At 70.3% G+C, this 13,066-nt stretch carries 8 protein-coding genes; 7 read left to right on the top strand and 1 reads right to left on the bottom strand.

All coding sequences use genetic code 11. The annotated features are described in order from the left end of the window. The first annotated feature begins 2 nt into the window (after positions 1-2). The 3 genes from ACFWV8_RS12620 (at position 3) to ACFWV8_RS12630 (ending at position 3,401) form a co-directional block, all read left to right on the top strand. Entirely contained in the window at positions 3-1,403 is a 1,401-nt protein-coding gene (locus ACFWV8_RS12620; RefSeq protein ID WP_384200309.1) for an FGGY family carbohydrate kinase, read from the top strand. A gap of 176 nt (positions 1,404-1,579) precedes the next feature. Continuing rightward, the gene (locus ACFWV8_RS12625) at positions 1,580-2,671 is read left to right on the top strand and encodes a glycerophosphodiester phosphodiesterase family protein (RefSeq protein ID WP_384200311.1); all 1,092 of its coding nucleotides are present in this window, start codon (positions 1,580-1,582) and stop codon (positions 2,669-2,671) included. Positions 2,672-2,756: 85 nt separating this feature from the next. Continuing rightward, a complete protein-coding gene (locus ACFWV8_RS12630) occupies positions 2,757-3,401 on the top strand; it encodes a superoxide dismutase (RefSeq protein ID WP_384200313.1) in 645 nt (214 codons plus the stop codon). 155 nt (positions 3,402-3,556) lie between these two features. Here ACFWV8_RS12630 and ACFWV8_RS12635 read toward each other — a convergent pair whose 3' ends face one another. Next, positions 3,557-4,195: a DsbA family protein gene (locus tag ACFWV8_RS12635; protein ID WP_384200314.1), complete on the bottom strand. Its 639-nt coding sequence runs from the start codon at positions 4,193-4,195 to the stop codon at positions 3,557-3,559. A gap of 159 nt (positions 4,196-4,354) precedes the next feature. On the opposite strand from ACFWV8_RS12635, the gene pepN reads away from it, so the two are divergent. From pepN to ACFWV8_RS12655, 4 genes are all read left to right on the top strand, one after another. After that, positions 4,355-7,000, top strand: coding sequence for an aminopeptidase N (gene pepN / locus ACFWV8_RS12640; protein WP_384200316.1), 2,646 nt, complete (start codon positions 4,355-4,357; stop codon positions 6,998-7,000). Between the two features lie 151 nt (positions 7,001-7,151). Next, positions 7,152-8,246 (top strand): hypothetical protein, encoded by a 1,095-nt coding sequence (locus tag ACFWV8_RS12645; RefSeq protein WP_384200318.1) that lies wholly within the window; start codon positions 7,152-7,154, stop codon positions 8,244-8,246. A 174-nt stretch (positions 8,247-8,420) separates the two neighbouring features. Further along, positions 8,421-11,729 (top strand): S8 family serine peptidase, encoded by a 3,309-nt coding sequence (locus ACFWV8_RS12650; protein ID WP_384200320.1) that lies wholly within the window; start codon positions 8,421-8,423, stop codon positions 11,727-11,729. Positions 11,730-11,933: 204 nt separating this feature from the next. Next, the gene (locus tag ACFWV8_RS12655) at positions 11,934-12,962 is read left to right on the top strand and encodes an aspartate-semialdehyde dehydrogenase (protein WP_329387619.1); all 1,029 of its coding nucleotides are present in this window, start codon (positions 11,934-11,936) and stop codon (positions 12,960-12,962) included. Positions 12,963-13,066: the final 104 nt, after the last annotated feature.

Here is a 13,066-nt window from a genome sequence, read left to right on the forward strand (position 1 = left end):
TGATGTTCGTCGGTATCGATGTCGGCACATCCACGGTGAAGGCCGCGGCCTTCGACGACGGGGGCGACGCCCTCGCCGTCGAGTCCCGTCCGGTGCGTCTGGACATCCGCGGCGGCCATGTCGAGCAGGACATGGACGAGTTGTACGGCGCGGTCGTCGACGCCCTCGGTACGCTCACCGCCGCGCTGCCCGGCCCGGTCGAGCTCGCCGGGCTCACCGGACAGGGCGACGGGGTCTGGCTGGTCGACGCGCAGGGGCGTCCGGTGCGGCCCGCCATCTCCTGGATGGACGGCAGGGCCCATGAATTCGTGGACGCGTGGCTGGCGTCGGGGGTCTTCGATTCGGTGTTCAGGCGCAGCGGCAGCGCGATGTTCCCCGGCTGTCCGGGGCCCGTGCTCGCCTGGCTCGACCGTCATGAGCCGGCGGCGCTTCAGGCCGCGGAGACGGCGCTGTACTGCAAGGACATGGTCTTCCAGCGGCTCACCGGGGTGCGGGCGACGGATGTCTCTGACGCGTCGATGCCGTTCCTGGACCCGAGGACGCGCACGTACTCCCCCGAGGTGCTCGGTGAGTTGGGGCTCACACACCGGGCGCCGCTGCTCGCGCCGGTCAGCGATCCGATCGCGATCGGCGAACTGCCTTCGGGTGTACGGATCGCCAACGGGCCCTACGACCTCCCGGCCAGCGCGCTGGGCGCGGGGGTCACGGAGCCGGGCGACGGGCTGCTCATCATCGGCACGTGTCTGGCCTCGCTCGTCGCGACGGACACGCTCGACCTGGACGGTGAGCCTGGGGGGCTGCACATCTCGACGGACCGGCCGGGGCACTGGCTGCGCGCGATGCCCGCCATGGTGGGAACGGCGGCGCTGGACTGGGTACTGACGACGACCGGCACGAACCACGCGGAGGTGGACGCGCTGCTCGACGCGGTGGAGCCGGGCGCGGGCGGTGTACGGGTGCTGCCCTACTTCGCGCCGTCGGGTGAACGCGCGCCGTTCGTGGACCCGGCGCTGCGCGCCGAACTCACGGGCGTCTCACTGGAGTCGACGCCGGCCGATCTGATCCGGGCCACGTGCGAGGGCATCGCCTACGCCGCCCGCCACTGTCTGGAGGCAGCGGGTCTGACGGGCACGCTGGCGGTGTGCGGCGGCGGTACGCGCAGCCCCGCGTGGACGCGGCTGTTCGCCGATGTGCTGGGCAGGCCGCTGCGGATCGTGGAGGGCGAGGTGGGCGCGCGCGGCGCGGTGATCGCGTCGGCCGCGCGGCACGGGGTGGCGCTGGACGTCGCCCGGTGGACGGCCCCGACGGCGGTGATCGAGCCGGACCCGGCGCGGGCGGCGTACTACGCGAAGGGGTACGAGGACCACCTGGCGCGGCTGGCGGCGGCGCGGCGGCGTACCTGACCGCGTCCCGGCACCCCTGGTGAACCCGGGACGGCCGCCCGCCGTACAGCCGGTGAATCCGCCGCGTACCGCGCCAACTCGGTCCGGGTGCCTGCCTATCGTGCTGCCGCCGTCCCCTGGATTTCACCGACCGTCCGCCGATTCACGAGCTCACGAGCCTTACGAGGGAGACCCGTATGTCCGCACAGCCCAGACGCCGCTCGATACTGCTCGCGGCCGGCGCCGCGACCGCCGCCACCGCCGTCACCGCGCTGCCCGCCGCCGCGACCGGTGCCAGGGAGCGGGACCGGCGGCCCGTGGTCATCGGGCACCGGGGCGCCGCCGGGTGGCGGCCCGAGCACACCGCGGCGGCGTACACCTACGCGGTGCAGACGGGCGCCGACTGGATCGAGCCCGATCTCGTACCCACGAAGGACCATGTCCTGGTCGTGCGGCACGAGAACGAGATCTCGCAGACGACGGACATCGCGAAGCATCCCGAGTTCGCGGACCGGCGTACGACGAAGACGGTCGACGGGAAGCCGGTGACCGGCTGGTTCACCGAGGACTTCACGCTGGCGGAGCTGAAGACCCTGCGGGCGGTCGAGCGGCTGCCGCTGATCCGTAACCGCAACAGCGTCTTCGACGGCCGCGAGCCGGTGATGACCTTCGAGGAGGTCGTGAAGCTGGCCCGCGAGCTGTCCCGGCGCCACCGCCGCCGGATCGCCGTCTTCCCGGAGACCAAGCACCCCACGTACTTCCGCTCCATCGGGCTGCCCCTGGAGCCGGAGCTGGCGCGGATCGTGCGGCGCTACCGGCTGGACGCCGACGAATGCGTGGTCCAGTCGTTCGAGCCCAGCAGTCTCGCCGCGTTCGCCGACGAGCGGCTGCGGCTGCCGCTCTGGCAGGCGCTGGGGACGACGGGCGCGCCGTACGACCATGTCGCGGCGGGTGACCCCACGACGTACAAGGACATGATGACGCCGGAGGGGCTGCGGAAGATCGCGCGGTACGCGGACTGGATCGGCCCGGACAAGTCGTCCGTCCTGGAGCCGTTCACCCTGTTGGCGGATGCGCACCGGGCGGGGCTGAAGGTGGGCGCGTACACCTTCCGTGCGGAGAACCAGTACCTGCCCGCGCGGTTCCGGCGCGGCACGAATCCCAACGAGTTCGGCGACGCCTTCGCCGAGTACGCGCTGCACTTCGGGCGTGGTGTGGACGCGGTGGTGACCGACTACCCGGACATCGCGGCGATGGCGCGCGAGGCGTCGGAGGACGCGGGGACCTAGGACCGGAGCCTGATCAGTATCGAGCCCTCTTGCTGTTAGCGTGCATTTGCATAGGATGTGCAATAAGCAGCAGGAGGGCTCGCCCATGGCCATCTACACACTCCCCGAACTCCCCTACGACTACGCGGCGCTCGAACCGGTCATCAATCCGCAGATCATCGAGCTGCACCACGACAAGCACCACGCCGCGTACGTGAAGGGGGCGAACGACACCCTGGAGCAGCTGGACGAGGCACGCGGCAAGGAGTCCTGGGGCGCGATCAACGGCCTCCAGAAGAGCCTCGCCTTCCACCTCTCCGGCCATATCCTCCACTCGATCTACTGGCACAACATGACCGGCGACAACGGCGGCGGCGAGCCGCTGGCGGCCGACGGTGTCGGCGACCTCGCCGACGCGATCAACGAGTCGTTCGGCTCCTTCGCCGGCTTCAAGGCCCAGCTCACGAAGGCCGCTGCGACCACACAGGGCTCCGGCTGGGGCGTCCTGGCGTACGAGCCGGTCAGCGGCCGGCTGATCGTGGAGCAGGTCTACGACCACCAGGGCAACATCGGGCAGGGGTCCGTGCCGGTCCTGGTCTTCGACGCCTGGGAGCACGCCTTCTACCTCCAGTACAAGAACCAGAAGGTGGACTTCATCGAGGCGATGTGGCGCGTCGTGAACTGGCAGGACGTGGCGCGGCGTTACGCGGCGGCGAAGGAGCGGGACGACATCCTGCTGCTTGCCCCCTGACGGGACCGGCCGCCCCCGAAAGACGTCCTGCTCGTGATCGTCTTCTCACCCTTCACGTGCGGACGGAATGACGAAGGACCCCCGCGAGGACATGACTCGCGGGGGTCCTTCTCCCTGTCACCGACCGCGCGTCGCCGCCCCGGCCAAACGACGGCTCAGTCGAAGACCGGGCCCTGCGTGCGGGTGCGCTTGATCTCGTAGAAGCCGGGGATCGAGGCGACCATCAAGGTCCCGTCCCACAGCTTCGCGGCCTCGTCGCCCTTGGGCGCGGGGGTGACGACCGGGCCGAAGAAGGCGATCTGCTCGCCGTCCGATCCAGGCACCGCGATCACGGGGGTGCCGACCTCCTGGCCGACCTTGTCGATGCCCTCCTTGTGGGAGGCGCGCAGCTCGGTGTCGTAGGTGTCCTTGTCCATGTATTCGATGAGGTCGGCCGGCAGACCGGCGTCGGCGAGCGCCGCGGCGACTGACTCGCGGTTGTTACCCTCACCGGCGTTGTGGAAGCGGGTACCGAGCGCGGTGTAGAGCTTGCCGACCACCTCGTCGCCGTGCAGCTGCTGGGCGGCGACCACGACGCGGACCGGGCCCCAGGCGGCCTTCAGGCCCTCCCGGTACTGCTCCGGAAGCTCGTCGAGCTTGTCCTCGTTCAGTACGGCCAGGCTCATCACATGCCAGCTGACCTCGACGTTCCTGACCTTCTCCACCTCCAGCATCCAGCGGGAGGTCATCCAGGCCCAGGGACAGATCGGGTCGAACCAGAAGTCGACCGGCGTCTTGGTATTGGTTTCGCTCATGGGCGAGTCTCTCCTCGGAAGAAAACGTGCGGTCCGGCGATGGGCAACGTACCGGGAACACCACCGGCCGCCGCAGGCATTCCCGCAGCGGGTTCGCCAGGGGCCCCGTGGGAGAATTCGAGCCGTTGCAGACATAAACACGCACACGAAGGAGTGCCCGTGCCCGGTGAGAATCTGTCCCGCGACGAGGCCCACGAGCGGGCCGAGCTGCTGTCCGTCGACCGGTACGAGGTCGCCCTCGACCTGCGCTCGGCGGTCGGTGAGGCGCCGGACGGAGTCCCGGGCGCCACGCCGGAGGACGGGGCGGGTGGCGACGGGGCGGGCGCGGCACGCACCTTCCGGTCGGTGACGACGATCCACTTCCGCTCCGCGCGGCCGAACATCGCCATGTTCGCCGATCTGGTGGCGCCGAGCGTGACATCGGTGACGCTGAACGGGCGTGCCCTGGACCCGTCCGTCGTCTTCGACGGCTCGCGGATCGCGCTGTTCGGGCTGGCCGCCGAGAACGTGCTGGTCGTGGACGCGCAGTGCGCGTACAGCCGTACGGGTGAGGGCATGCACCGCTTCGTCGACCCGGAGGACGGCGAGGTCTATCTGTACACGCAGTACGAACCCGCCGACGCGCGCCGGGTCTTCACCACCTTCGAACAGCCCGACCTGAAGGCGCCGTTCAGCTTCGAGGTGACCGCGCCCGAGGGCTGGACGGTCTGGAGCAACGGCGAGGCGACCGGGTCCGCCGGCGGTGTGTGGACGTTCGCCGAGACCAAGCCGATCTCGACGTACATCACGGCCGTCGTGGCGGGGCCGTACCACCACGTCACCGATGTGTACCGGCGCGCGCTCCCCGACGGCTCCACGCTGGAGATCCCGCTCGGCGCGCTCTGCCGCAAGGGTCTCGCCCGGCACTTCGACGCCGACGACATCTTCCTGGTGACCAAGCAGGGTCTGGACTTCTTCCACGACAACTTCGACTACCCGTATCCCTTCGGGAAGTACGACCAGGCGTTCGTGCCGGAGTACAACATCGGCGCGATGGAGAATCCGGGCTGTGTGACCTTCCGCGAGGACTACGTCTTCCGGGGCAAGGTCACGCGCGCGTCGTACGAGCGCCGCGCGAACGTCATCCTGCACGAGATGGCGCACATGTGGTTCGGCGATCTCGTGACCATGCGCTGGTGGGACGACCTGTGGCTCAAGGAGTCGTTCGCCGACTTCATGGGCGCACTGTCGCTGGCGGAGGCGACGCGCTTCACCAACGCGTGGGTCACCTTCGCCAACAACCGCAAGTCGTGGGCGTACCGGGCCGACCAGCTGCCGTCCACGCATCCGATCACGGCCGACATCCGCGATCTGGAGGACGCCAAGCTCAACTTCGACGGCATCACCTACGCCAAGGGCGCGTCGGTGCTGAAGCAACTCGTCGCGTACGTCGGACGCGAGGCGTTCCTGGAAGGTGCCCGGCGCTACTTCAAGCGGCACGCGTACGGCAACACCCGCCTCGGCGACCTGCTGTCCGTGCTGGAGGAGACGTCGGGGCGGGACATGACGTCGTGGTCGCACTCCTGGCTGGAGACGGCGGGTGTCAACTCCCTCACCCCGGCTGTCACTTACGACTCCGCCGGCCGTGTGACCGAGCTGGCCGTGCTCCAGGAGGCCGCCGCCTCGCACCCCGAACTGCGCCCGCACCGGGTGGCCGTGGGGCTGTACCGGCGCGAGAGCGTGGACGCGGAGCTGGTCAGATACGCGCGCGCCGAGGTGGACGTCGAAGGGCCGCGTACGGTCGTCGCGGAGCTGGCCGGGGCCGAGCGGCCCGATCTGATCCTCGTCAACGACGACGACCTCACGTACTGCAAGATCCGCTTCGACGAGGGCTCGCTGGAGACGCTGCGCGAGCATCTCGACGAGCTCTCCGACCCGCTGGCGCGGGCGCTGTGCTGGTCGGCGCTGTGGAATCTGACACGTGACGGGCTGATGCCGGCACGGGACTTCATCGGTCTGGTGCTGCGGTTCGCCGGGCGCGAGTCGGACATCGGTGTGCTCCAGATGCTGCACGCCTGGGCGCAGGGCGCGCTGATCCACTACGCGGCGCCGGAGTGGCGCGAGGAGGGCGCGGGGGCGCTGGCGGAGGGCGCGCTGCGCGAGCTCCGGCAGGCCGAGCCGGGCAGTCAGCACCAGCTGACGTGGGCGCGGTTCTTCGCGTCGGCAGCCGCGTCGGACGCCGATTTCCAGCTGCTCCAGAGCCTGTTGGGGAACACCGCGAAGATCGACGGCCTCGACGTCGACCAGGAGCTGCGCTGGAGCCTGCTGCGCCCGCTGGCGGCGCATGGTCTGGCCGACGAGTCGGTGATCGCCGCCGAACTGGCCCGCGACGACACCGCTTCCGGCAGGCGCCACCAGGTCCGCTGTCTGGCCGCGCGGCCGTCAGCGGAGGTCAAGGCGACCGCGTGGGCGGATGTCGTGGACTCCGACGCCTTGTCGAACGCGCTCGTCGAGGCGACGATCGCAGGCTTCGCGCAGCCGGGGCAGCGGCGGCTGACCGCGCCGTACGCGGCGAAGTACTTCGAGGTGATCGAACGGGTGTGGGCCGAGCGCTCGATCCAGATCGGCATGGATGTGGTGCGGGGTCTGTACCCGAGCCTTCAGGACAGTCAGGCGACGGTGCGCCAGACGGACGCCTGGCTGTCCGCCCACGAGGACGCGCCACCGGCCCTGCGCCGCCTGGTACTTGAGGCGCGGGACGACCTGGCGCGGGCGCTGGCGGCCCAGGCGTGCGACGCGGCGTCGGGGCGGGCTTCGTCGGACTGAGCGGGGAGCCTCTCCGGGGCGGGGCGCGCTCTGGAAGCGCCCCGTCTGATCGGCATTCGAACGTCCGTACTTTAGGGCGAGCTTGTCCGGGTTTGTCGACGGGCTCGTAACAGCGGTTAGCGGGTGGGCAGTTCGCGGGGAAGCCCCGGACATGAACAACTCCTCCACCTCCTGCGGCGGCGAGACCCCCTCCCCGCTCTTCCCCCGCCCCCTCAGCCACCTCGCCGGCGCTCAGCGGCGCGTCCTGTCCGCCGCGCAGTTGCGCGAGCACGGCGTCGGCGCGGCACACGCCGCCGCGCGCTGCGGGCCCGGCGGCCCCTGGCAGCAGTTGCTGCCAGGGGTGTTCCTGCTCCGCCAGGGCCCACCGACGAGCGAAGAGCGCCTGCGCGGGGCCCTGTTGTACGCGGAGCGCCGCCCGGCCCCCGGTGCGGCGCGCGGGGACGTACCGGCTCAGCCCGCAGGCCGTACGGCGGCCGCCCGCCCCTCCCGTGGCAGCGCCATGATCACCGGCCTCGCCGCCCTCACCCTGCACGGCTTCGCCTCGGCCCCCGCGCTGACCGCGCTGGACCACATCGACGTACTCGTCCCGCGTACCCGTCGGCTGCGCTCCACGGGGTACGTCCGGATCGTCCGCGCGCACGCGCTGCCCGCCGCCGGGCAGGTCACCGGCCTCCCCGTGGCGCCCGTCGTCCGCGCCCTGGCCGACGCGGTCGCCGGGCTCACCGACCCGGCGGCCGTACGCCGGCTGCTCACCGAGGCCGTGCGGTACGGGCACTGTGAACCGGCCGCCGTCGTCAGGGAGTTGAGCCAGGCCCGGCTGCTGTCCCGGCCGCACGTCGTGGACGCGGTGGACTCGCTGCTCGCCGCGGGCCGGGCGCTCGCCGAGGGCCGGCTCTACGAGATGGTGCGCACGCACGGGCTCCCCGAGCCGGTCTGGAACGTCGACCTGCGGCTGCCGGGCGGCCCGCCTCTCGGGGGTCTCGACGCGTACTGGCCCGACCACGCCGTCGCCCTGGAACTGGACACGCGCGCGCCGCGCCACGGCAGGACCCCGGAGGACGAGGTCGCGTGGTCGCGGTGCGCGCGCAAGCGCGAACACCTGGAGCGGCTCGGCATCACCGTCGTCCATCTCACGCCCCGGAAGCTCCGCGATTCGCCGGAGTTGCAGGCGACGGTGGTCCGTACGGCCCTGCTCGCCTCGGCCGACCGTGAGCCCGCGGCGCGCGTGGTGGTGCTGCCCAGGTGAGGAACGAGGCCCGGATATCGGGTGGTTGGTCCTCGATGGCGGAGCCCGTGCGCTGGCGGATGTACGCCACCGCCGGTTCCCAGTACTGACAGCTCTCCACAAACCCTGGTCATTTACGCAAAGCTGAGCGGTCATCCGGTACCGAATTCCGGACTGTCTCTTTCACAACCAGGGATGCTGATGACCTCCGAATCCGAGAGCTCCATATCCGGTCCGAGACGCGTGGCCCGGGTCGCCGCAGCCGCGTCTCTCGCGGCCGCGCTGATAGCCAGTGGCGCGCTGCCTGTCTTCGCCGCTCCGGCCGCCGACGACCCGGCCGCCGCCGCACCTGTGAAACCTGCCAAGTCCGCATCCGAGAAGCTCGGTTCGGCCGATGTCGAGCTGCTCGACAAGGCCGTCGCCGAGGGCGAGAAGAACGTCACCGTCATGGTGGCCACGGCGCCGGGCCAGACCGAGCAGGTCTCCGACCAGTTCGACGCCGTGTCCGGCGCGGTGGTCGGCAAGACGTACGACCAGCTCGGTTACGTACGGGCCACCCTGCCCACCGGCAAGGCCGAGGCCGCGCTCAAGGCGGCGGGCAAGCTCTCCTCCGTCCATGGCATCGACCTCAAGCACGAGATCGAGCTGGACGACCCGACGCCCGCCGCCGACACGGTGAAGGGCGCCGCGAAGGCCGAGGGCGCCAGGGCCGCGACCGCGCCCGGCGCGAACACCCCGGCGAAGAACCCGTACAACCCGTCCTTCGAGACCGGTGCGGTGGACTTCGTCAAGCAGAACCCGAAGGCCGACGGCCGCGGGGTCACCATCGGCATCCTGGACTCCGGCGTCGACCTGGGCCACCCGGCGCTGCAGAAGACCAGCACCGGCGAGCGCAAGATCGTCGACTGGGTCACGGCGACGGACCCGGTGTCCGACGGTGACGGCACCTGGCGTCAGATGCAACTCGACGTCAAGGGCCCGTCGTTCACGGTCAACAACCGCACGTACTCGGCCCCCGCCGGGAACTACAAGTTCAACCTGTTCGCCGAGTCCGCCACGCGCGGCGGCGACATGGCCGGGGACCTGAACCGGGACGGCGACACGACCGACGTATGGGCGATGCTGTACGACGCGGGCACCCGCACCGTACGTATCGACCTCAACAACGACGCCAAGTTCGGCAACGACAAGATCATGAAGCCGTACAAGAACGGCTTCCAGATCGGCTACTTCGGCGAGGACGACCCGAAGACCGAGATCGTCGAGCGCATCCCGTTCGTGGTCGAGGTCCGCGAGGACGTCGTCTACAACTCCGCGGGCGCCAGGGCCGACTACGTCAACATCGGCGTCATCGAGGGCTCCCACGGCACCCATGTGGCCGGTATCACCGCGGCCAACAGCCTGTTCGGCGGCAAGATGAACGGCGCGGCGCCCGGCGCCCAGCTGGTCTCGTCGCGCGCCTGCACATGGAGCGGCGGCTGCACCAACATCGCCCTCACCGAGGGCATGGCCGACCTCGTCATCGAGCGCGGCGTGGACATCGTCAACATGTCCATCGGCGGACTGCCCGGTCTCAACGACGGCAACAACGCGCGGGCCGAGCTCTACAACCGGCTCATCGACACCTACGGCGTCCAGCTCGTGATCTCCGCGGGCAACGACGGTCCTGGCACCAACACCATCAGCGACCCCGCCGTCGCGGACAAGGTCATCTCGGTCGGCGCCTCGATCTCCAAGGAGACATGGGCGGCGAACTACGGCTCGGTCACCACGACCGACTACGACATGATGCCGTTCTCCGCCCGCGGTCCGCGTGAGGACGGTGGCTTCGCGCCGATCATCTCGGCCCCCGGCGCCGCCATCAACACCACGCAGACCTGGTTCCCCGGCGGCCCCGTCGCCGAGGCCGGCTACCAGCTGCCGCCCGGCTACTCGATGCTCCAGGGCACCTCGATGGCCTCCCCGCAGGCGACCGGCGCGAGCGCGCTGCTGCTCTCGGCGGCCAAGCAGAAGGGGATCGAGCTGACCCCCGCGAAGCTGCGGACAGCGCTCACCTCCACCGCCACCAAGATCGCCGGCAAGAAGGCGCACGAGCAGGGCGCGGGTCTCATCGACGTCGTCGGCGCGTGGAACGCGATCAAGGACGGCGCGAAGGCCAACGAGTACAGCGTCAAGGCCCCCGTCGACACCTCGATCGACTTCGCGCTGAAGACCCCGGGCTTCGGCACCGGTGTGTACGACCGTGAAGGCGGCCTCCAGGCCGGCAAGAGCCGGACGTACGACGTCACCATCACCCGCACCACCGGTCCCAACCGCCTGGTGGAGCACCAGCTCAACTGGAAGTACAACGACGGCACCTTCAAGCTGCTGAGCGGCAAGAAGGTCAAGCTGCCGAAGAACAAGCCGGTCACCGTCACCGTGCAGGCCAAGCCCGACCAGGCCGGCGCGCACAGCGCCATCCTCGAACTGGACGACCGTTCCAGCACGGGCGTGGACAAGCAGATCCTGACCACGGTGGTCGTCTCCAAGAAGCTGGCGAAGCCCTCGTTCACGTACTCGTCGCTGGGCTCGGTCGAGCGCAACGCCACGGAGTCGTACTTCGTCACCGTCCCCGAGGGCGCCAAGACCCTTGAGGTCGCGCTCGGCGGACTCGCGGACGGCAGCCAGACCCGTTTCATCAGCCTCCACCCGCAGGGTGTGCAGATGGAGGACAGCTCGACGATCTTCTGCTACCCGAACTACAACAACCCGGCCAACACCTGCCGTCCGGACCTGCGTTCGTACACGGACCCGACGCCGGGCGTCTGGGAGATCGAGGTCGAGTCGCGTCGTACGTCGCCGCTGCTGAACAACCCGTACAAGCTCGACGTCACCGTGCTGGGCGCCTCGTTCGACCCGGCGGTCACCACGCTCCCCGAGGCCAAGATCGGTACGCCGGCCCCGGTCGAGTGGACCGTCACCAACGGGTCGGCCGCCATCGACGGCAAGCTCGCGGGCGGCTCGCTCGGCTCGGCGAAGGTCGACCGGCCTTCGATCGGCCAGGGCGAGGAGAAGGAGACGACCGTCACCATCGGTGCGGGCGTCGAGCGGCTCGACGTGGCCATCGGCGGCACCTCGGACACCGCGGCCGACCTGGACCTCGCGGTCTTCAGGGACGGTGTGCTGGTCGGACAGGCCGCCGACGGTGACTCCGAGGAGGCCGTGAGCCTGATCGAGCCGGCGGCCGGTGAGTACACCTTCGTGGTGGCCGGCTACTCGGTCCCGGCCGGGACCACCGAGTACGACTACCGCGACGTCTTCTACTCGGCGTCGCTCGGTGAGGTCACGGTCGGCGACGCTCCGGTGAAGCTCGCCAACGGCGCGTCGGCGGACGTCTCCGCCGAGGTGACGGTGGCGGGCGCGGCTCCGGAGGGACGGCAGTTCTTCGGCGAGGTCCAGCTGCTGAACGCGCGCGGTACGGCCGCGGGCACCGGCAGTGTCGTGATCGAGAAGGTCCTGCCGTAACGGCAGGACCGGCCGCCGCGTAAGGGCTGGGTACGAAGGGGGCGGGCGTCCGGGCGGGCGCCCGCCCCTTACGCGTGTGCCCCCGACACCGGTGTGACCGACGCCGCACAGTCCCGACCAGCGGAATGGATTGGACAAGGCGGGCTCGGACAGACGCATCATGGACGCGGCACCCGGGCCGCGTGTACGTACGGAGGAGTCCCTGTGAAGGTCGGAATCGTCGGAGCCACCGGTCAGGTCGGCACAGTCATGCGCACCATCCTGGCCGAGCGGAAGTTCCCGGCCGACGAGCTGCGGCTGTTCGCCTCCGCCCGCTCCGCGGGATCCACCATCGAGTGGCGGGGCGAGCCGGTCACCGTCGAGGACGCGTCGACGGCCGACTACACCGGCCTGGACATCGTGCTCTTCTCCGCCGGCGGCGCCACGTCCAGGGCGCTCGCCGAGAAGGTGGCCTCCCAGGGCCCGGTCGTGATCGACAACTCGTCCGCCTGGCGGAGCCACCCCGAGGTCCCGCTGGTGGTCTCGGAGGTCAACCCGCACGCGGTCGCCGACCGCCCCAAGGGCATCATCGCCAACCCGAACTGCACCACGATGGCCGCCATGCCCGTGCTGCGCCCCCTGCACGCCGAGGCGGGTCTCGTCGCGCTCGTCGCCACGACGTACCAGGCCGTGTCCGGCTCCGGCCTCGCGGGCGTCGCCGAGCTCCACGACCAGGCCCTCAAGGTCGTGGAGAACGCCGACCGGCTGACGTTCGACGGTGACGCCGTGGAATTCCCCGAGCCGGGCGTCTACAAGCGCCCGATCGCCTTCAACGTGCTGCCGCTCGCGGGCTCGATCGTGGACGACGGGTCCTTCGAGACGGACGAGGAGCAGAAGCTCCGCAACGAGTCCCGCAAGATCCTGGAGATCCCTGAGCTGAAGGTCTCCGGGACCTGTGTGCGGGTGCCGGTCTTCTCCGGGCACTCCCTCCAGGTCAATGCCCGCTTCGAGCGTCCGATCAGCGTGGAGCGGGCGTACGAGCTGCTGAAGGACGCCCCCGGCGTCGAGCTCTCCGAGATCCCGACGCCGCTCCAGGCCGCCGGCAAGGACGCATCCTATGTAGGCCGCGTCCGCCAGGACGAGACGGTGGACAACGGCCTGGCGCTGTTCGTCTCGAACGACAACCTGCGCAAGGGCGCGGCGCTGAACGCGGTGCAGATCGCGGAACTGGTGGCGGCGGAGCCGCGCGGCTAGGGCGTGTTTTAGAAGTAGCGTCGTCCGCCCACCGGGCGGGGCCCACGGCGTCTGGTGCGTGCGATCGCAAGGCGGAGGATCATCCTCGTACTGGACGTACTTGG

Source organism: Streptomyces sp. NPDC058665, assembly GCF_042714995.1.
In the GTDB taxonomy this organism is placed as follows: domain Bacteria; phylum Actinomycetota; class Actinomycetes; order Streptomycetales; family Streptomycetaceae; genus Streptomyces.